The following is a 20,189-nucleotide window of genomic DNA, read 5'->3' on the forward strand; positions in this document are numbered from 1 at the left end:
CCCGATTCCGCTATTTGTATGACTTCAGCCTATGAAATTAACGCGGTTTTGTCGTCAACCTGGAGTTCAGTGGTTAGAGGGCTAAAACGACAGTTTTTAACTATCTTTTGAATGCACCTTCAACCAAACTTAAGTTCAGTTCTCATCATTTGTCACAACTTGGCGATTCCTCGCTTCAACGCGGTAATCACCGCCTGAGTGCGATCGCTCACGCCTAATTTACTTAGAATGCGGTTGATGTGAAATTTGACCGTACTTTCAGTAATATTGAGGGTCGCGCCAATATCGTGATTGCTTAAGCCGCGTGCCATCTGCCGCACAACCTCTTGTTCTCGATCGCTCAACTCTGGAATGTTCATCCGTTGCACTAATTTCGCAGCCACTTCAGAAGGGATATATTGTTGCCCGCTGTGGACAATCTGAAGGGCATTAAGAAGCGCCTCTGGTTCGGCATCTTTGAGCAAATAACCTTTGGCTCCGGCACGTAGGGCGCGATAAATATCCTCATCCCCGTCATACGTGGTCAGTATAATGATGCGGGCACGGGTGAACTCAGCACAGATGGCGACTGTCGCATCAGCGCCGCTCATCTGCGGCATTTGTAAATCCATTAAGGTGACATCAGGCTGAAGTTGTCGATATTGGGCGATCGCTTCCAGCCCATCTCCTGCTTGCCCCACCACCGTCATATCCGGCTCGTTCTCAATCAGCGCCGCTAGTCCCTGCCGAACAATCGCGTGATCATCAACAATCAAAACGCGGATTGCTGCGAACTGACTCATGCTGATGCCTCCTGATGTATAGCTACAATTACTTCTGTTCCCTGCCCCAGCCGGCTCTTAATTGAGAGTTGTGCCCCAATGCGTTCGGCTCGTTCGGTAATACCCAGTAAGCCAAACCCTCGGCTTAGAGTTGTGTTGTTGACTTCAAACCCTCGCCCATTATCTTTCACGCGTAATGAGCATGATGTTAGCTCATAGACTAATTCAATCCGAATTTCACTTGCTTGAGCGTACTTAACTGAATTCGTAAATGCTTCCTGGGCAATTCTCAAAAGATTATTCTCAGTTTCAGGAAGTAATGCATAGGGCGTGCCGACAATCTCACAGATTAAGCTGGTTTCGGTTGAAGACTGCAAAGTGGCTACAAATCGCTCTAGCGCTGTCCAGAGATTGCCATCTTCTAGCAATTGGGGACGTAGTGCCGCAACCGATCGCCGAGCTTCTGTCAGCCCACTGCGAGCCAGATCTCGTACAGTATTAATATGGGTTTGAATGGCTTCTGGGCTGGTTGTCGTTAATCGGGAAGCGGCTCCCATGTGAACTAGTATTCCTGTAAAGGCTTGCGCTAGGGTGTCATGAATTTCGCGTGCCATGCGGTTACGTTCCTCCAAAATCGAGGCTTCTTCGGCACGCTTACGATCGCTGATGTCTGTGTTGAGAGCATAGAATCCAATGACTTGAGCGTTCGCATCAACGTTAGGGATTAAGGTTGTACTGATATATTTGAGACCTGATGGTAAAAGCATTTCGGCTTCAAAGGTAGTCGTTTGTCCTGCCAATACCTGATTCATATAGGGTTCAACCTCTGAATACATTGCATCGCCTATAAACTCACGAATAGACTTGCCCAAAATTTCGTTTCGGCTACAGCAACACCAAATCTCGTAGGTATAGTTGACAAGACGATAACGCTGTTTAGCATCGATATAAGCAATACAAACAGGCAGAGCATCTGTAACGAGCCGCAATTCCTGTTCACGAGCGCGCAGTTCTGCTTCGCTTTGCTGTAAAGCCGTTGTTCGTTCCTCAACCTGCTGTTCTAAAGTGCGGTTGTAATTAGCTAATAGTTGCTCTGCTTGTTTTTGCTGGGTGATATCCTGAAAGGCTGCGATCGCATATACCACTTTACCCTGTTCGTCAAAAATAGGAGTTCCCCATACTTCAACTGGAATAGTTGCGTTGTTCTGGTGGATGTCTATATCATTAACAGAAGTACGCTCACCGCTCAACGCTCGGATAATTGGCATTTTCTCAGTTGGATATTTTTGATCCGTTCCCGCCAGATAAGTTTGATAAACTTCTGCTAGTTGATTGGGTGCCAGAGAAGGATCAATCCCTTTACCCAGTAGCTGAGTTGCTCGTTGGTTGAAATAGTAAGGGCAACCCGCCGCATCCACTATGCTAATCCCCACCGGGATTGCTTCAAGGAATTGAGCCATCCGACTTTCGCTAGCTTGTAGCTTTGAGTAGAGCTTTGCATTTTCAATCGCGATCGCAGCTTGAGTAGAGAGTAAATTCAAAACTTGCAATCGCTCTGGTGTAAATACTCCAGTTGCCAATTGATTTTCTAGATACAACACACCGACAAGCTTACTTTGATTCAACAGCGGCAAACAAAGAAGTGATTGAGTTTGGTTGTGTTGAATATACGGCTCATTGGTAAAATTACCTTCACGAATTGCATTATTTAAAAGGACAGTTTCATGAGTCCGGATCACATACTGGATAATTGATTCGGGTAAGCAATTTGTTGTCGGAATTGATTGCAGCACTCGTGTAGCACAACCATTCTTACCCTCTTCGAGTTCACAAGCAGCCTCAATTACCCATCCTCCAGCGTTCTCTAAAAGCAAACATCCGGTTTGTGCGCCAGCATTCTCGATTAAGATTTGCATCAAGGAATGCAGCAACTGATCCAGTTCAATTTCGCTCGAAATCGCCTGTGATGCTTTCATCACTGCCGTTAAATCGAAAGCAATATGTGAGGTGTCAGAGGTAGTGGTTCCAGCAGTAGTTCGGATTGGCGTGTAAGCCACATCTAACGATTGAGGAAAGAATTGCGGATAGCGAGTTTCTAAATCTTTGACCTTTGCCGTTGCTCCCCAACGTTCGTAGCAGTAGCGAGCTTCTTTCATGTATGTTTGAGCAAACTTTTCTCTGCCACGAGACAAGTAAAATTTGGCAGCTAATTCGTAGGCCAAGGCTTCTTCTTGCAAATACTCATTGTCTCTAGCGCCGTGAATAGCTTGTTCATAAAACTCTTCCGCCTCAAACAACTGACCCAAAACTCGCGCTTTCTCTGCCTCAGCTAGATAATATTTATGCAAATAATTCATAGGCGCATAATGTGCCCAGTGTTTCATTGTCTCCTGATTAACCGCAACTTTTTTCAGGATTTCTGACTGCACTTGATCGCTGCTTTCAGGGTATGTTGCTAGCCTTGCTAAAGAATCGTAAAAATAGTACAAAGCTTTAGCAAATGTGGCTGTCATCTGGATCAAATAATTTTCTGCTAAATCTGAGTTTTCAACTGCCTGAGCATACTCGTAAAATAGATAGCAGAGAGACAGCTTGTTGAAATAGAGATTAAAGATTGCGAATCCATCATTTGCTATTTGATGTTGTGGCAGTCCAATCTCCTCATTGTAAGCTTCTCCAATTAGATGGGATGGATTGACTGAACGTCCCAGCAAATTTAAGACAGCCTGCTGATAGATTTGATTCCAGGTGAGTGCTATTTCCTGTTTGATTTGACGGATTGCTTCACCATGTGTTGTCATTTTGCGTTCAAGTTCTGCAAGTTCTTTGCCAACAGCATAGGATTGAAAGCAATAACAATGAGCGCAATAGCCAGCAAACTCCAAATCCCCAGTTTCTAGCCCACTTTGATAGCCTTCTAGAAATGACTGCAATAGTTTCCTGGCATGTTCTTTCCAGTGGATGATAAAGTTATTTACAATGGTTACAGTTCGAGCTTTAAGCGCATGGGTATGTGGCTGTGACAATAGTCTTAGGGCAAGCTGTCCAAACTCGTAGCCAGACTCGATGTTGTCAACCATTCCACACAAAACTAGTCCAAAGTTGGCATAAGCAACGGGAGATGAAAACGCATTACCATACTGAATTGACAAGCTGACCTGCTTAGATGCAAATAGAGGCATCAAATTAGGAGCTGCAATTTGGGCAACAGTTGTTATCCTTGATAGGATTCTCACTGCCTCCAATTTGTCTGGCTCAATCATTTCCGGCAAATTGCTTAAGTCCCTAATCGGTTTCTCGCCCAAGCGTGATGCGATCGCGTCTAGTTCAAGCTCAACATCTGACTGACTGGGTGTTTCAGGAAAATTAATCCCTAGCTGGCGCAAAATTTGCAATGCTGTATTAATTGCTTCTAATAGCTGGCTCTGCGCGATACTAGTTTGAATTTTAACTTCATAAACTTTTACGGTATCTAGAACTGTCAGGGCTGCTCGTAAAACAGCTTCTGCCCACTGTTCTACATCTTCAAACTCTCCACACAAATAAGCAATTTCCGCTGTTTCTGAGTATAAGTTTAATGTTAATTCATAGTTTGTTTGCCAGCTAGACGCTGCCAGCCATGCTTTCCCTGCGGTCAAATAGTTTTTTGCCACCTTATAAGCGATCGCTGCCTTCGCTTTCTGACCTGCTAATAGATTTAGTTTGGCAATTTCATCTCGCTTTGCTTGATCGGTGACCAACTCGATTCCATAATTTAGGTGATCAACAATCTCAAATAACCTTTCTGATAGTTGCTCTGACAAGGTCTTTTCGAGTAAATTGCGACCGATTTGTAAATGAACAACTTGTTTCTGTGCCTCATCGATTAAGGCATAAGCGGCTTGTTGCACACGATCGTGCAAGAACTTATACTCCTGAACTAACAAATCTTTGTCTAGTTCAGACAGAGGCTGAATTAATTCAGCTTGGATCACTGCCAGTAAATCCTGAAACACTGTTTTGGGGGATTGCTGACATACGATCGCTAACGTTTCCAAATTAAATTCAGCCCCAATGCAGGCGGCTAATTGAAGCATTTGCTGTGTTACTTTCGGCAGTTTCCTCAACCTGCTCAGCAGTAACTCCACCACATTATCGGTAATATTTAGAGCTTGAATTTGATTAATGTTCCACTGCCAGCTTAAGCATTCTGTATTAAAACTTAAAAGGTTCTCACCGTACAGCAATCGCAAGAATTCACCAATAAAAAAGGGATTGCCCTCAGTTTTACGCAACACTAATTCAGCCAAGGGGCGAGCACTATCAGCATCTTGATGTAGTGTCTCAGCGACCAGATGAGCTAACGGCTCCAGGGTTAAGGGTGCTAGAACAAGCTCTTGAAGCACTGCCCCTTGTTGTCGCAACCTCTCTAGAGTTAGCACGAGTGGATGAGTTGAAGTTACTTCATGCTTTCGATACGCTCCTATCAGAAATAGAAAATGAGTTTGCTTATCAAGCAGCATGAGTTCGATTAACCTCAGCGTGGCTGAATCAATCCACTGCAAATCATCTAAGAAGATCACTAACGGATGTTCTTTAGAACAAAACACTCGAATGAACTGCTGGAAAACTCGATTAAAGCGGTTTTGAGCTTCTATTGCTCCAACTTCCGGTACAGGTGGTTGCTTGCCAATAATCAGTTCTACTTCGGGAATCACATCAACAATCAGCTGACCGTTGATTCCCAATGTAGCGAGAAGAGACGATCGCCACTGTTGCAGTTGCTCCTCTGGTTCACCTAGCAGTTGCTGCACCAATTTTTGCAGGGCATGGGTGATCGCGCTATAGGGGATATTGCGCTGAAGCTGGTCAAACTTACCAGAGACAAAATAACCATGTTTAACAGTAATCGGTTTGTGAAGCTCTTGTACGAGTGCTGATTTGCCAACACCCGAATAGCCAGAAACCAACATCATCGTGCTAGATGAGGGATTAGGGAGTTCTTCCCCATTCCCCGCTACCTTCTCAAAGGTTGCTAATAACGCTGCAATTTCTGCTTCGCGTCCATACAGTTTTTGGGGAATATGGAGCTGTTCCGATACATCTTGCAGCCCTAGTTGAATATTGTCAATTTTTCCTGTTTCTGTAACCTGGCGAAGACAGATTTCTAAATCCGCTTTAATACCCCAAGCATTCTGATAGCGATCCTCGGCATTCTTCGCTATCAGTTTTAGAATAATGTCTGAGATAGCTTTAGGAATTGCTGCGTTCAACTCACATGGAGGAACAGGTGGTTTGGCAATATGACAATGAACTAGTTCTAGAATGTCTGTTGTTGTAAACGGTAATTGACCAGTGAGAAGCTCGTAGAATGTCACACCGAGTGAGTAAAAATCGGTGCGGTAATCGAGCAAACGGTTCATCCGTCCAGTTTGCTCAGGAGAGAGGTAAGCAAGAGTGCCCTCTAATGCATGGAGACTTTTGAACGTTGGATTCGTGCGATTAAATCGGGTAGCAATGCCGAAGTCAATGATTTTAACAACGCCAGTATCCGGATTGAGAACAATGTTGCCAGGATTGATGTCTTTATGAATGATCCCAGCCGCGTGAATTCCACCCAAAATATTTGTGATATCGATTGCCAGCCGTAAAAAAGTGGCTAAGTGCATGGGGCGAAAATCTGACCGTCGCTGCATCCATTGCTCTAAGGACTCGCCCCCAAAGTCTTCTAAGAGAATCACCAGCGTGCGTTGATACTCCTGCTGGCTGTATGCCTTAACCACGCCTTCCACATTCAGCGCGCGGGTAATGGCATATTCCTGCGTATAGCGAGTTAATTCTTGAGGAGACGGATAGTTTTGCTTGAGCAGTTTAATGACGATCGCCTGCTCATCTTGCATTCTGATTCCCCGGTACACCAGAGAATTTGAGCTTTCATAAATTTTGCTGTGGATGGCGATTCCAGATAAAGCAATCATAGAACGCCCTCCAAAGGATGTTATAAGTTATGTCGCCAATTATATCGGTCTTAACAGGATTCCGAGAAATTGAGACAGTTGGTTGAGCGCCAGAAAATGGTGGGATAAGCAATGCAAGCTGTATAACGCCATCCGTGACACGCCTTTGTCTCACTGTCATTTACTTTGGCACTGTTGTACCTTAGGGGCTGGCAGTTTGACAGTACTGTAACGTCGGTACTGCTTGTTTCACGGCATAGGTGGCTCCAGGCACTAAAATAAACTCACTTGCACCGACCTGACTGATTGGACTACCCCAATCATAGGTGTAACCCAGTCCCGTCCAGGGTTGGAGCGCTGCCCGAATGCTGCGAAAGTACAACGTTTGATAAAAGGACTGGTAGTCTTGAATCCCAGTACCCTGAGTGTGCCCAGTCACTGTAGGCACAACCCCAGTAAAATTCAGTGGGCATTGTCGCTGTGTAATGTCCGGGTTGACGCAGGGTCGAAACAGATCCTGGGGACGCACCCAGAGTTCAACGAACTGGTCGTACTCCCAAGTGGGATCGAGTCCTAGATACTGCTTTAAGCGGAGCGTTAACTCAGCGGCTGTGGCGTTGGGATGTTGTTGCAAATAGCGTTGGCAAAAGGCTTTGACTTGGGGTGCCACCGTCACCCAGAGCAGCTGGTCTTCCCGCTTAGAACTCTGCGTGTAGGGCTGGATGAACTGCTCATACACCCGTTGGCTTTTCCAGGTCACGACTAACACTTGCGTCCTGGTGGGATTCCACACCAGAAAGGGATTTGCTGCTGTAATGGGAATGAGCGTATCGACCGCTTTTTCAGGCTCGACAAAGGCAGCCTCTTGAATGGCAGCGCGGTATCTTACCTGCAACGAGTCTGCCACGGAGTGGGTCAGCCCTGGTGATAGCAAAACACCGGGCGTGAAGCCAGCCGCCAGCAGGCAGATAAAGAAGGTTTGACTACGGCTCCAAAGTTTCATACGGTTGTTCATCGTGGCGACGGGTATTGAGGCGGTCACCTCTCATCAGGATGCCCGGATTGAGTCGCCCCCACACCCCTGACCAACGCGCTTATCGTCACTACTTCTCAAAGGAGGCTAAACCAGACAGAGAAGGGATACCGCCTTAACGATGCGCTGAACGTGGCTCAGGGCGATGGTGGCTGACAACTGCCACCGCCTTTTTGCTTAAGACTCCTTGCAAGACCAACCTGTGCACAGCGCTAAAAAAGTGCAAACACTGAGCTACTATAACAGTCTCTTAGAGGAAAAACCTTTTTCGGACAAGGTTGATTATGGTCACCCCATTTGCCTCATCGCGATCGCCCCTAGCTTTCATCGCCATCCTTAGATGGATCAAACGTATAGTTGCCTCGCCGCTGACCTCGATGTTGAATGGCTGTCTTTCAGCATTCATCAACCGCGCAACGCTTTTGATCTGCACTTGGTTCAGCCCAACAAGTGACTTTAGTCGTGGAGCGATGACTTTAACAAAGAGCGACAGCCATCAAGGCAATGGCGTAAGCGCTGTGGATTATCGTACAGGCGACCGAGAAGTAAGGCACCTTCGATCGCGCTTAAAAGCTGCTGTGCTAATCTGTCTGGATCGATCTCTGGTTTGAGTTGGGCGCGTCCAGCCTGGAGTAACGTTGCAATTTCTTGCTGCCACTCGTCAAACACCTGAATGAGATGCTGACGAAACGAGGGATTATGCTCCACCAGTTCCACAATTAAATTGCCGAGAAAGCAGCCTGCACAGGGATCTTCTGCCTGATGGATCGCTTCTAATTGGTCAATCATTTGAAATAGTTGGGCGATCGCATCCAGTTGCCTTACGCTAAAGAGCAGCAACTTCAGCTTGCTCCACTTAAAGTCAATCAAGGCATGACCCAGTTCATCCTTCGAGGCAAAGTAGTTGTAGAAACTGCCTGAAGAAACACCGCTGCTGCTGAGTAGCTCTTTCAACCCCGTGGAGTGAAACCCCTGCCGATGAATCAAATCTAAAACGGCAAGCAGCACATCGTCACGAGTACGTTTGAGATTGACCATGATGCGTCCATTGCTGGTGAGCGAAGCGCAGAGAGCTATCCAAACCATAGCCGATCGCGCCGATGATGAGAATCACCGCCATCAGTTCAGAATAGGCGAGGCGATCGCGAGTATCGAGAATGTAATAGCCCAAACCTGCACTCACACCTAACATCTCAGCGGGCACCAGCACCAGCCAGATAATGCCGATCGCTAACCTTAGCCCGGTCAACACATGAGCCGTGATTGCAGGAATAATTACCCGCCAAGTCGTCTCCCATTGCGTGGCACACAGGCTACGCGCCAGTAACAACCAGCGGTGATCGACGGCATGAACCCCCGCCGTTGTATTCAGCAAAATGGGAAATACTGCCGCAACGGTCAGCAAGAAATAAACGGGTAAATCGCCAATGCCCAGCGCCATGACCGCGATCGGCATCCAGGAGAGGGGCGAAATCATTCGGATGAATTGAAACAGGGCAGAGGTGGATCGCTCTAACCGGCGCGACAAGCCCACGAACAACCCTAGCGGCACTCCAATGGCGATCGCTGCTACCAGCCCAATCAGCACTCGCCGTAAGCTGGTCTGGATGTGGGGAATGATGGTGCCAGTGCTAACAAGTTGCACCAGAGCGGCGATCGTCCGTTCAGGGGAAAAATCAGCCACGATCAGATCGCTGTGCCAAAGGGGTGTGGTGAACAGCCACCAGAGGACGATGCCTCCTGCTAAGCCAAACAGTGGCAGTGGTAGCTTCAAGCGAAACGCAGCAGTTGATGGTGTAAATGTGGATGTCATGCGTAATAATCCTGTCGAATCCATCGATAAGTCAAAGATGCCCGACTTCTTCAGCGCTTCATGCTTGGATGGAACCGAACACAGAAGTCGGGCATCTAAGGGACACTAAACCGCGATCGTCTCTGCCCGTGAGAAGTTATCCTTCAGACCAAAGGTTTGCAGTCCACCAACCTGCTGCAATGCCGTTTTCACAAAGGAATCATCCACCAGATCGGTGGCAACCTGTTTAGGATTAAGCGCCTTTAAGAATGCTGTATCGCCCTCAACCTGAGTTTCCTTCAGTAAGCGCACCAGTTCTTCGGTGTAGGACGGGAAGGGATAAGGTTGGAAATCAATCCGGTTAATGCCCCAATCGGGATGTTGAATCGCGCCCTGCTTCCCATAGAACTCTTTGTCGTAGTAGGTGAGGGTGCGCTGGAGAGCCGGTAGGGGATGGGGCGTGTACTTGCCACTGCCATCCTTCGATAAGAGCTGGGCAGTTTCTTCGCGATTGTCTCGAATCCACGCCTGTGCTTTGACAATGGCATTGACCACCCCTTGCGTCCATGCTTTGCGCTGGGTCGTATCGTCTTCGTGCATAAAAACCACACAGCAGGCATGATCTTTCCACACATCGCCCGTAAACCGCAGAATTTTGCCCCGCTTCAGGTTTTCTGCCGCTGCGTTAAAGGGTTCTGCCACGATGTAACCACCGATCGACTGATTCGCCAGCGCCGACATCATATCCGGCGGTGGTAGTACCACTAAATTGACTTCATTAGCAGCGATCGCCGCATCTTTGGGCTTGCGGGTCACGGTTAACCCTTCTTTTTTCAACACCTGTTGCAGCACAATATTGTGGATGGAATACCAGAAGGGCACGGCGATCGTCTTACCCCCCAGGTCTTTCGGGGTTTCAATATCAGGTAACACCGTGAGCGCCGAGCCATTGGTATGGTTCCATGCCACCACCTTGGCAGGAAACTTACGCCCATACCGCAGCGAGACGGTGATGGGGGACAGCACATGAACAACATTCACCTGACGCGCCAAGAATGCCTCAGTCACCTGTGCCCACGATCGAAACAGGCGTGGGGGTTCCGCCGTTAACCCTTCTGCCTCATAAAACTTTTTGGCGTGGGCAATCAGCAAGGGGGCGGCATCCGTAATGGGCAAATAGCCGATTTTGACGGGCTGATCGGCACCCACGCTGCTGGGACTGGCGCTAGGACTGGCGCTGGCATTGGGGTTAGTGCTTGCCTGGGGTGTGGTTGGCTGACAGCCTGTTGCCAGGGTCACGCCTAAAGAAGTCGAAAAAAGACCCGTCAGCTTCAAAAAATCGCGCCGACTCATACCGCAGCAGGCGCACATATTAGACCAAGCCATGAACTGTCTCCTAAACGAAAGAATTGAGCAGGGTTAAGGGCTTGCCATCACAGTGGCTAGTGCCTCCAGGATGGTAAAGCGGATATCTGCCAGGGCATGAGCCTGCTGGAAGCGGGGTTTGGGCTGAGCGATCGCCCATTCCCGCTCAATGCGACCTGGACGGCGTGCCATCAACACCACGCGATCGCCCAGCAACAGTGCTTCGTCCAGGTCGTGCGTCACCATCAAGACGGTGGTTTGCTGCTGGGCAATGATGTTGAGCAGCAGGGTCTGCATATCTAGGCGCGTGATAGCATCCAACGCGCTGAAGGGTTCATCTAACAGCAGCAGTTGGGGGCGACGTGCCAGGGTTCTTGCCAGGGCAACCCGCTGTGCCATGCCACCCGAAAGCTGATGGGGATAGCTGCGCTCAAAGCCCTGTAAGCCCACCTGCGCGATCGCTTCGGTAATGCGCGATCGCAGTTCCGTTCTGCTGAGCGACGGCACCTGTTTGAGCGTTAGCCCCCAGGCAATATTCTGTGCGACCGTCTGCCAGGGCAACAGGCACGGGTCTTGAAACACCACGCCCACGCGGGGATGGCTTCTTCGCAGTGGATTCCCGTTCAGGTAAAGCTCCCCGCGATCAGCACTCTGCAAACCGGCGATTGTTGCCAGCAGCGAAGACTTACCACAGCCACTTGCACCGAGCAAACAAACCACCTCACCCAACCGCACCTCTAAATCAATGCCCTCAAAGGCAGTGAGAGTGCCCTGGCGACCGGCATACTGCTTTTGCAACTGCCGCACGGTTAGCAGGGAAACCGCCTGTTCGCGCAGCGGGGCATCTGGCAACGAAGCAATGGATTCACTCATAAGGCATCATGTACCGCTATGCGGCACTCAAAACTTTCTAGCAACACAGCACACCTACGAGGTAGCGCTTAAACAGCGACTCAAAATTCAAAACTCTATCAACTTGCCCTTACCATCAGCTTTGCTCCAGATGATGCAGCATCTTTTTGAGTTGCTTTAGAGCCGGCGTGACGATCGCCACAAAGTACGCTTCTCGCAACCGTCGAGCGGGTTCAGATCCCTGCAAATAGGCGCGGGCACCCGCGTGGAGCATGGCAGCATTGGCAGCCTTCAGCGATAGCTCAGATGCTGTAATCCGGGCTTGAATTACCGCTTTGAGCAGGTCAGGCGTGATGTGGACATCGGGCTGACTCAACTGGTCTGCCAGAGTGTAGGTTTTGAGACGAGCGCTCGCCAGTGCTGCTGCCAGATCCTCTGCCTGATCATCCAGAAAGCTGTTGACGTGACCCAACCGGGGACGGTAACGCTCAATGAGATCGATGCAACCCGTCACCAATCCCAAGCCCATGCCCACTTGCGTGAGTATGAACCCTGGGCGAATCCGCTCCACGTAGTCATCACAGGGCGCAGCCAGAATCCACTCATCCGGCACAAAGACATCTTTGAACACACAGCTATAGGTGCCGCTGCCTTCTAACGCAATAAAGTGGGCATTCTGTCGCAGCGACAAACCCGCAAACGCATCGGAGACGATCGCCATCAGGTAGTCATCACCATCGGCAAGTTTGGCAGCAATCCCAAATGGGTGTCCCGCTCCCAGATTAGACACCCAAGGCAGCAGACCATTCAGTACATAACCACCGGGTCGTTTCTCTGCCGTGAGCGCAATCTTTTCAATGCTGGCAAAATGCTTCATCGGGTTCGACAAACCAGTTCCGCCCAGGACTGTTCCTGTTGCCACCTGAGGTAAAAGATGCGTCTTGAGATACTCATTGTCACTGTTTTGCAGGTACCAGGTGCAGGCAATCTGGCACCAGACCATAAACCCCGTACACAAGCATTCTGCCGAAACCGCCTCAATCACCTGAACTGCTGATCGTACTCCCTGCCCAGCACCCCCACATTCTGGTGCTACTGCTTGCCCAAAGCCACCTAACGCGCCCACCTGATGCATAAACTCACGTGGGTAAAAGCCCTCTTGATCAATGCGCTGCACTTGCGGCGCTAGATTTTCGGCGATCGCCACCTTTAACGCTGGAATCAACGGCGCGATTGATGGTTGTTTGCTGGTATCAGATAGCACTTGGAAAAGGGGAGTAGCCGTTAGCGTTGGAGCAATTTGCATAGGTCAATAGTTTAGGAAGGGGTATGGGGTGTGAGGGGGACGAGTAACGCCTGTAACGACGCTAAAAATGATCGTCCCCATGCCACACCCGCAACGTTGAAAAATGAGCGTCAGGCGATCGACACGTCCACATTTACCGGATTGCGGAGTGTATTTGCCACGGGCGACCAGACATTCGCATGAGCTACCAAGTCAGCTAGTGCTTCCCGACTAGCATCACCGTCCACATCTACCTTGACCCGGACATCAGTAAACCCCAACCGTTTTTCAGACAGGTCGCCAATGCCCCAAACTCCGGTAATGTTGATGTCGCCTTCTAGCTCCAGTTCCAGCTTGGTCAGGGTAATGCCTCGCATGATCGCGTTGGCATGAATGCCTACGGACAAACAAGAGCCGAGCGCTGCCAACAATGCTTCAGAAGGATTTGGCGCAGTGTCCTGCCCCAGCAAACCAGGCGGCTCGTCAATGACGTGTTCTGGCAGATCTCGCACGTAGTTTAAGTTGCGAAATTGCCCTTCGCAAACCGTTTTGATTTTCAGCGACTTGACCACGTTAGGGTTGGCTTTTGCCGTTGCCGCCAGGTTTTCTAGCCCTGCTTTACTAACTGGGCGAAGTGATGTTTGGGGTGAGGTCATTATTTCAGTCATGATCATATAAATAGAACAATCTATCCAATTAAAACAGCAGCTAAGATTTTCACCACGGTAATTATGGGAAAACATTCTTTCCAGGTTTAAACCCTATAAGTTTAGTCCTGTGACTCTATCGACTTACCGGGCTTTATAGAACTCATCTTGACATAGATTACAAAGAAGATCAACTTGCTTGTATGCATTCACATGTAGTCATGACTGGATCACCCTGTACTTTAAGAGTGGCTGTGCGATGATGGCTACATGTGAATGCATTGTGATTACGACCAGGCAAGCCACGCGTGTTCAGTCAGAACTTGCACTGAAGAAGCGCTTGCGGGGAATAGGGTGGCATGAGAAGTCAAGCAGAAAACGCGTTAAGAGCTGTACTAGTCGCTCTAGACTGTTTGCAGCGGCTGAAAGTGCGATGAAGGCATCGGACTTCTACTCCCTTGGGCAAGAGGCCAACCCGATCACCTTATCGAACCTTCCTCCGGTTTGCACAATTTCGCTCCACGCTTTTGCCGGAGGCGCAGAAGTTTTAATTCTGCACCTCGCTTCGCTCGGTTCTCTGAAACTCAAACCGAATACAGCTTTCCAGCCCATCTTGCACTTTTTTGGTCATATGCCGTCTCAACCTCGATTAGGGTTCAGCCTGGGTTTGCTCAGTGCTCCCCCTCTCGATTGACCTACTCCGACACCACATCAATGTCCTGCACCTAGAGGCACTTGATTTGCCTTTGAATAAAGCTCAAAAGCTCCTCCTTGTGGCTAAGAAGTCACTCAGGGTTGTTGCCGGAGTAGAGGCAGATTTCCCAAATCAGGTAGTACCTGCCGTTCCTTCGGTCATTGGTATTGATTCTGTAAACGGCTTTGCAGTGGTAGAAGAAGTTCACAATGCGAGTGACGACTTGCGGGGCATCTTGGACTCTGGGTGGAAGGGTTAGTTCGATGTTTTTTAGTTGGGGTAGCAGGGTTTGATTGAACCGAAAGTTGAGTGCGTTGATATCTTTGTCGCTGTTACAACTGATCAATTAGCGCGTTGTCTCATCAAGCGGTTGGCAGGTGGCATGCTCGACAAACTGCCGTCCACAGCCCTGGCACCGGAAGCGTGGTTTGCCGTAATGAGTCTGTCCGTATTTAATAATTTGAGTGGATTGGCACTTAGGACAGTTCCTTGAGGCGACTGCAATTATGAAGGTGCTTGGTCTACAGCCTACCATTACCATGCATGACTACCAACTATAAAAGGGAGAATCTGGCGTTATTACATCAGCATTGCTACGACCAAGTTCATTCAGGTGTGCATGACAAACACCCAGTTGTTGAGAAGCCGTGTGAGGCAACAAGTCTCATGCACGGTTTTGCAGACCAGCGGAGTGGGTGACTGCTCCGCTGAGTTTAACCCGACCCAAGTAACGGTGAGTCCAGTCCTGAAGGTGGGTTTTCCGCCGTAGGGAACTGGCAAACCCGAAGGGCATACCCACTATGCATAGCTCCTACCCATCTGCTCTCCTACCCAACCTGTTAGCATCTCACTGGAATATGTTTAGCAATGGGCTGCACAAAGTCTTGAAGCGCTGCAAACCCCTCCTTCACCCAACTCTGCAATCGAATGAAAAACGGCACCAAGCTATTCTAATGCTGAGGCGGAGGCTCAAAAGCTTGCCATTGACTAGTTTTTGCGAGCTACCATTTTCGGGCTGCTCAAAATTCTGGATCACCGAAACCTGGAAAGAACCGTTGATTCGATAATCGACACTAGATTCAGGACTACCCATTTCTGTGCATCACATATTCTAGGATTGTTGCTTCACGAGCTAGAATGCTCGCTTTTACCTTCATGCCTGCTCGGATTGGACAAGCGCGACTAGCACCTTGCGTGGCTTCGAGTGAACTGCGCCGCGTCAAAGAAGTCGTTGTCGGTTGAATCGTGACTTCAAAATAACTAGGTTGAGCAGTTTCTTCAGCATTGCGCAGTGCGATCGAAACTTCATCAGATGATAGCGATTGAACTGTTCCTTGTAGCATGCCATAGTTGGAGTAAGGACAGGCATTCACCCGCAATTGCACCGCCTGACCCACCGCCACGCTATAGCGATCTTGGGCTGCAATATAAGCTTTGATTCTTAAAGAAGAAGGCATCTGACCTGCGCTACGCGTTTTCTGCTGCACAACTTCTCCCTCAGCTTTGATCGCGACGCTGTACTTAACGGTTGCCGCTAGAGTGATCCCAACACTTAACATTCCCAGCAATATGAATGCACCGAACTTCAGCGATCGCGCAATGGGAGGAAGGAATTCGTCACTGTAAGCAGGTTGTAACCCATTGTATTTTTCATTTAATTGCTCTTGGGTCATCGGAGGACTCCGCTCATCAATTCAATACTTTTTTCGGCAGGAGACAGAAATTCTAAATGTCCGCCTGGTGTAGATCGCAAGCGATTGAGTGAGCCTTGCAGTTTGGCCTTACCTTGCTCTAGAAACACAACCCAGGTTGAGCGATCGATGACCTTGGAACGATGGCTAATTAAGATAGTCGTCTTGCCAGCTCGATGTAACAGGAGACGATCTAGTATTTGCGATTCACTAACTGGATCGAGTCCAGAGGTTGATTCATCTAGAATCAAAATCGGCGGATCACTTAACAAGGCACGTGCGATCGCGAGTCGTTGCCGTTGCCCTCCAGAAAGATTGGCACCAAACTCACCCAACACCGTTTGGTATTTATCTGGAAGTAGACTGATAAATTGATCGGCTTCGGTAATGCTGCAAGCTTGCACAATCTGCTCAAAGGTTGCCTGGGGAGACGCAAGGCGAAAGTTCTCTAAGATGGAGCGACTCCAGAAATGGGCATCCTGGGATACTAAGACAACCTGTTGCCGCACACATGAGAGCGGTAGATCTTGCAGATTGTATAAGCCAATCCGTAAGTTGCCCGATTCCACTGGGTAGAGCCCGGCAATCAGTTTTGCAAGCGTACTCTTGCCGCAGCCTGATTTGCCGATGAGCGCGATCGTTTGCCCGCCTGGGATGGTTAATGAGAAATCTTCTAATAGCTCTAGCCGACCTGGATAGTTAAATGTGAGATGGTTACAAACAATATCTGCTGTGGACGAGAGTGTTGCAAAAGGTTTTTTAGAGGCATTGAAATCTTCAGGAGTGGCTGCAATGACTTCGCTTAAACGCTGCACTCCTGTTTGTGCCTGAACCAAAGCATGAATGACTCCAAGCAATGCAGCAATAAAGGCGAGAAAATTGGTATTCACGCTATTAAAAGCGATGAGTTGCCCAATTGTTAGTTCATTTGCAATTACAAATGAACTGCCAAACCAGAGTAAGATGATGCTACTCACAGCAGAGACGAAACCAGAGAGTGTGCGATTAATTATTCCAATTTGAAGCGTTCGAAATGTTAGATGTGCGAGTCGTCCAAATCGGCTTTGCAATTCATCCCAAAATTGAGGAGCAGCATTGAGTGTTCTCAGGGTCAGTGCCCCTTTGAACGTTTCGACAAGAACCCCTTGATTTTCTGCTTCTAGCACTAATAGGCTGCGTGTTTTCTCCTGTAACAGTGGAACTAGCATCACCGTTGAAAGAATCATGACCACTGCAAGACCCAAGGCAACTGCTGTCAGTTGTGCACTATAGAGCAACATTAAGCCCAGAGAGACGATCGCAATAAATAACTGGCTTGGCAACCCCACTACAATTTGACCAACGAGTTGATTAATTTCCTGAATATCGCGCAAGCGGCTCACAATTTCTCCACTGCGCCGAGTTTCAAAATACTGCAAAGGTAACCGCAATAGTTGCCGACTAAAATCTAGCACTAGCCCCAGTTCTAGACGCTGAGTAAAGTGGGCAATGAGCAAGGACTGAATGTATCCTAAACTGCTGCTAATGCAGTTCAAAACAATAACCGCGATTGCGACGATCGCGAGCAGCTTCAAGTCTCCTCGCAGCAACACATCATCGGTGAGAATCTGCACTAGGAACGGAGCCGATAGCGAGAGAATGCCTAAAAAGAGATTCATCACTAGCACTGTTGCAATCAACTGGCGATGTTCCCAAGTATTTTTAAGAAAACGATTCCAGCCCCCTGTTGCATCATCGGACTGCGCCAAGAAAAGTTTTAGATCTGGCTCTAGCAGTAACATTACTCCATCAGTCCAGCCAGATCTGAGTTCGGGTTGGGAAAGATGGCGAATGCCCACCGCAGGATCGCCAATGACAAATCGCCTGCCGCGCTGCTGGTACAGCACTACCCAATGGCACCCTTTCCAATGCACGATCGCAGGCAATGGAAATGTTCCGATCGAGCGGAGCGATTCGGGTTGGACTTGAACAGCTCGTGCTTTGAATCCTAGCGTTTCAGCGCCTCGTTTTAAACCCAAGAGCGTTGTTCCCAACTGTCCTGTCCCAACCACTTCCCGCACATGTGCCAGGGTGAAAGTTTTGCCGTAAGCTTTGGCGATCGAGGCAAGACAAGCGGCTCCACAGTCTTCCTGGCTATGCTGACGAACGTTGTAGTATTTCATAGGTTGAAGCTCAGGCGGAAAGGGGGACGTTAGCATCGAACCAATTGTGACCAAAAGCAAGATATGCCTTGGCATCTATCGGATGCTCGGGGTGATAGCTCAGTTTAATGTGACTAACGCTTCGCCAGAAAATGCTGTGTGCTTTACCCCGCAAGAATAAATCTCCCCACATAAGGTTGTTGGGTGCAGCATCGTTCTGAGGAATGTTTTGAGAGAAACCAGACCATTGTGCGATCGCAGCTTGCTTCTCCGAGGTGCATAATCCTTGTCCAACAAGATAGTTCAAAAACTGCGGCTGTCTGGGTTGCGGCGAAGGTTGACGATTAAAACACTCAATGCCAATTTTGGGCAAGATTTGCTCACTGACATCAAGATCAAGAATTGCAACAGAATCAACTCGTTCCGATAGATTAGAAATTAATCCTGTAAGACAGTTTGTGGAATCATGCCAGCCAATCTTGTTGAGATACTCTGGGATTTGCTGAAGCCGAATTCCGCTTACAACAACGCGAATTGCCTGATTGGGGCGAGATAACATCGCTCCTAAATGTTCAATCCGGGCATTAGTGGGCAAGGCGTGGGCGCATTGGGTGAGATTTCTAGCAATGCTATCGGAAATGGTGTGTTCTGGAAGGCGATGAGCTAACTTAACGAGCGATCGCGCATCTTGAACAGTATCGCTGAAAGAGAGAAATAAGCAGGGAATGGGGACTGGTGCCGGAGGGCGATCGAGGTCAAATTCTAACCAAATGTGTTGCAGTTGATCGTAGAGTTCGGAGGTGGGTTCCACCCAGTCTTGACAGAGATTGTGCAGCGATCGCCAAGCAGAATGGGCTAGAAACGCTTGCGGTAGTGGCAACTTCGATCGAGGAAATCTGACCAATAGATCCACAACAGGTTGGGCAGTTCCTAAGCGTGACTCAAATCCTGCCAGAGAAAAGGGGGGTAGTACTTTGGATAATGCTCGAATATTAGAGAGTGCTGAAGCAGAAACCAACTCCGACGGGAGATAGGGAACAACAACATTCAAATAGTCTTCCATAGAGCAGGGCATAGGTCAGATTCCCTTCGATTAAGTGTCCAATAGATAGGCAGGTTTCTTAAAAAGGAGAGATCGAGGGGTATCTACTCCTCAATCTCCGCTCAACTAGTTTTCGCGGCACGGTCCAATCACGGTCGTCCAACCCCAGATGGTTATTCCGGCATATGCAGCTTGCGCTCCTCCCGCAACTGCTTCTAGCTCCTCGTCGCAAAGATCTCGCACTTCGACCGCTTGACCCACAGAAAGCTGCTCTTCTACATCAGCAGTGGTGAAGCTGTATCCCTTTTCTGCTCCTAGCTCAACCATGAGTTTTGCAAACCCTACCTGGTCAGTCGAAACCTTGAGTTGCTCTTGAATCGTCGAATCGCGCAGAATGACCTGATTGAATTGTTCTAGGGTCTTTGCCATGATGAAACTCCTTGTGTGTAAGTTTGTGTAAGTTAATGAGACAGGCAAGTTTCTTGGAAAGAAAGGAGCGATCGAGGAGTAAATACCCCTCGATCGTCGATTAGTTAGTTTTCGCTGCACCGACCAAAGATGGTTGTCCAGCCCCGAGCGCCACAGCCGTCGGTATATCCAACTTGTGCACCGCCCGCAACTGCTTCTAGCTCCTCGTCGCAAAGATCTCGCACTTCGACCGCTTGACCCACAGAAAGCTGCTCTTCTACATCAGCAGTGGTGAAGCTGTATCCCTTTTCTGCTCCTAGCTCAACCATGAGTTTTGCAAACCCTACCTGGTCAGTCGAAACCTTGAGTTGCTCTTGAATCGTCGAATCGCGCAGAATGACCTGATTGAATTGTTCTAGGCTCTTTGCCATGATGAAACTCCTTGTACAGAATGTGTGTAAGTGAATATCGAAACGTTTGAGTTGCAAATGGTTTTTGTCTGTTGCATAACCTCTTGGCTTCGATGCTTTTAACAATAGAGA

15 protein-coding genes are annotated in these 20,189 nt (G+C 48.6%); 1 reads left to right on the top strand and 14 read right to left on the bottom strand.

Annotated elements, in window-relative coordinates:
* Window positions 1-152 precede the first annotated feature (152 nt).
* The 9 genes from H6F86_RS25140 to H6F86_RS25180 form a co-directional block, all read right to left on the bottom strand.
* A complete protein-coding gene (locus H6F86_RS25140) occupies window positions 153-782 on the bottom strand; it encodes a response regulator transcription factor (protein ID WP_190452478.1) in 630 nt (209 codons plus the stop codon).
* Window positions 779-6,718 carry an AAA family ATPase gene (locus H6F86_RS25145; RefSeq protein ID WP_190452481.1) on the bottom strand — a complete coding sequence of 1,980 codons (5,940 nt, stop codon included), beginning with the start codon at window positions 6,716-6,718 and terminating at the stop codon, window positions 779-781. The genes H6F86_RS25140 and H6F86_RS25145 overlap by 4 nt, the downstream gene beginning before the upstream one ends.
* A 181-nt stretch (window positions 6,719-6,899) precedes the next feature.
* Entirely contained in the window at window positions 6,900-7,712 is an 813-nt protein-coding gene (locus tag H6F86_RS25150; protein ID WP_190452483.1) for a hypothetical protein, read from the bottom strand.
* A 474-nt stretch (window positions 7,713-8,186) separates the two neighbouring features.
* Window positions 8,187-8,768 carry a TetR/AcrR family transcriptional regulator gene (locus tag H6F86_RS25155; RefSeq protein WP_190452485.1) on the bottom strand — a complete coding sequence of 194 codons (582 nt, stop codon included), beginning with the start codon at window positions 8,766-8,768 and terminating at the stop codon, window positions 8,187-8,189.
* Entirely contained in the window at window positions 8,743-9,543 is an 801-nt protein-coding gene (locus tag H6F86_RS25160) for an ABC transporter permease (RefSeq protein ID WP_190452486.1), read from the bottom strand. The genes H6F86_RS25155 and H6F86_RS25160 overlap by 26 nt, the downstream gene beginning before the upstream one ends.
* Before the next feature lie 105 nt (window positions 9,544-9,648).
* Entirely contained in the window at window positions 9,649-10,908 is a 1,260-nt protein-coding gene (locus H6F86_RS25165) for an ABC transporter substrate-binding protein (protein ID WP_190452488.1), read from the bottom strand.
* A 33-nt stretch (window positions 10,909-10,941) separates the two neighbouring features.
* Complete coding sequence (locus H6F86_RS25170) at window positions 10,942-11,760, bottom strand: ABC transporter ATP-binding protein (RefSeq protein WP_190452490.1); 819 nt, start codon at window positions 11,758-11,760, stop codon at window positions 10,942-10,944.
* 115 nt (window positions 11,761-11,875) lie between these two features.
* Entirely contained in the window at window positions 11,876-13,045 is a 1,170-nt protein-coding gene (locus H6F86_RS25175; protein WP_190452493.1) for an acyl-CoA dehydrogenase family protein, read from the bottom strand.
* A 110-nt stretch (window positions 13,046-13,155) separates the two neighbouring features.
* Window positions 13,156-13,692, bottom strand: a complete 537-nt coding sequence (locus tag H6F86_RS25180) for an OsmC family protein (protein WP_190452495.1) — start codon at window positions 13,690-13,692, stop codon at window positions 13,156-13,158.
* A 752-nt stretch (window positions 13,693-14,444) separates the two neighbouring features.
* Between H6F86_RS25180 and H6F86_RS25185 the strand changes: the two genes are divergently transcribed.
* A complete protein-coding gene (locus H6F86_RS25185) occupies window positions 14,445-14,624 on the top strand; it encodes a hypothetical protein (RefSeq protein ID WP_190452497.1) in 180 nt (59 codons plus the stop codon).
* Window positions 14,625-15,450: 826 nt separating this feature from the next.
* Here H6F86_RS25185 and H6F86_RS25195 read toward each other — a convergent pair.
* The 5 genes from H6F86_RS25195 to H6F86_RS25215 form a co-directional block, all read right to left on the bottom strand.
* Complete coding sequence (locus H6F86_RS25195) at window positions 15,451-16,038, bottom strand: hypothetical protein (RefSeq protein WP_190452499.1); 588 nt, start codon at window positions 16,036-16,038, stop codon at window positions 15,451-15,453.
* Window positions 16,035-18,218 carry a peptidase domain-containing ABC transporter gene (locus H6F86_RS25200; protein ID WP_190452501.1) on the bottom strand — a complete coding sequence of 728 codons (2,184 nt, stop codon included), beginning with the start codon at window positions 18,216-18,218 and terminating at the stop codon, window positions 16,035-16,037. The genes H6F86_RS25195 and H6F86_RS25200 overlap by 4 nt, the downstream gene beginning before the upstream one ends.
* Window positions 18,219-18,228: 10 nt before the next feature.
* Complete coding sequence (locus H6F86_RS25205; protein ID WP_190452504.1) at window positions 18,229-19,272, bottom strand: hypothetical protein; 1,044 nt, start codon at window positions 19,270-19,272, stop codon at window positions 18,229-18,231.
* A gap of 93 nt (window positions 19,273-19,365) precedes the next feature.
* Window positions 19,366-19,668 (bottom strand): Nif11 family protein, encoded by a 303-nt coding sequence (locus H6F86_RS25210; protein WP_190452506.1) that lies wholly within the window; start codon window positions 19,666-19,668, stop codon window positions 19,366-19,368.
* A 104-nt stretch (window positions 19,669-19,772) separates the two neighbouring features.
* Window positions 19,773-20,078 carry a Nif11 family protein gene (locus H6F86_RS25215; protein ID WP_190452508.1) on the bottom strand — a complete coding sequence of 102 codons (306 nt, stop codon included), beginning with the start codon at window positions 20,076-20,078 and terminating at the stop codon, window positions 19,773-19,775.
* Between the last annotated feature and the right edge of the window lie 111 nt (window positions 20,079-20,189).

It is taken from the genome of Phormidium sp. FACHB-592 (assembly GCF_014695795.1).
In the GTDB taxonomy this organism is placed as follows: Bacteria; Cyanobacteriota; Cyanobacteriia; order Leptolyngbyales; family Leptolyngbyaceae; genus Stenomitos.

Bases quoted from the DNA above. Each gene is read 5' to 3' on its own strand.
- H6F86_RS25140 (WP_190452478.1), bottom strand. From the start codon at position 782: ATGAGTCAGTTCGCAGCAATCCGCGTTTTGATTGTTGATGATCACGCG.
- H6F86_RS25145 (WP_190452481.1), bottom strand. From the start codon at position 6,718: ATGATTGCTTTATCTGGAATCGCCATCCACAGCAAAATTTATGAAAGC.
- H6F86_RS25150 (WP_190452483.1), bottom strand. From the start codon at position 7,712: ATGAACAACCGTATGAAACTTTGGAGCCGTAGTCAAACCTTCTTTATC.
- H6F86_RS25155 (WP_190452485.1), bottom strand. From the start codon at position 8,768: ATGGTCAATCTCAAACGTACTCGTGACGATGTGCTGCTTGCCGTTTTA.
- H6F86_RS25160 (WP_190452486.1), bottom strand. From the start codon at position 9,543: ATGACATCCACATTTACACCATCAACTGCTGCGTTTCGCTTGAAGCTA.
- H6F86_RS25165 (WP_190452488.1), bottom strand. From the start codon at position 10,908: ATGGCTTGGTCTAATATGTGCGCCTGCTGCGGTATGAGTCGGCGCGAT.
- H6F86_RS25170 (WP_190452490.1), bottom strand. From the start codon at position 11,760: ATGAGTGAATCCATTGCTTCGTTGCCAGATGCCCCGCTGCGCGAACAG.
- H6F86_RS25175 (WP_190452493.1), bottom strand. From the start codon at position 13,045: ATGCAAATTGCTCCAACGCTAACGGCTACTCCCCTTTTCCAAGTGCTA.
- H6F86_RS25180 (WP_190452495.1), bottom strand. From the start codon at position 13,692: ATGACTGAAATAATGACCTCACCCCAAACATCACTTCGCCCAGTTAGT.
- H6F86_RS25195 (WP_190452499.1), bottom strand. From the start codon at position 16,038: ATGACCCAAGAGCAATTAAATGAAAAATACAATGGGTTACAACCTGCT.
- H6F86_RS25200 (WP_190452501.1), bottom strand. From the start codon at position 18,218: ATGAAATACTACAACGTTCGTCAGCATAGCCAGGAAGACTGTGGAGCC.
- H6F86_RS25205 (WP_190452504.1), bottom strand. From the start codon at position 19,272: ATGCCCTGCTCTATGGAAGACTATTTGAATGTTGTTGTTCCCTATCTC.
- H6F86_RS25210 (WP_190452506.1), bottom strand. From the start codon at position 19,668: ATGGCAAAGACCCTAGAACAATTCAATCAGGTCATTCTGCGCGATTCG.
- H6F86_RS25215 (WP_190452508.1), bottom strand. From the start codon at position 20,078: ATGGCAAAGAGCCTAGAACAATTCAATCAGGTCATTCTGCGCGATTCG.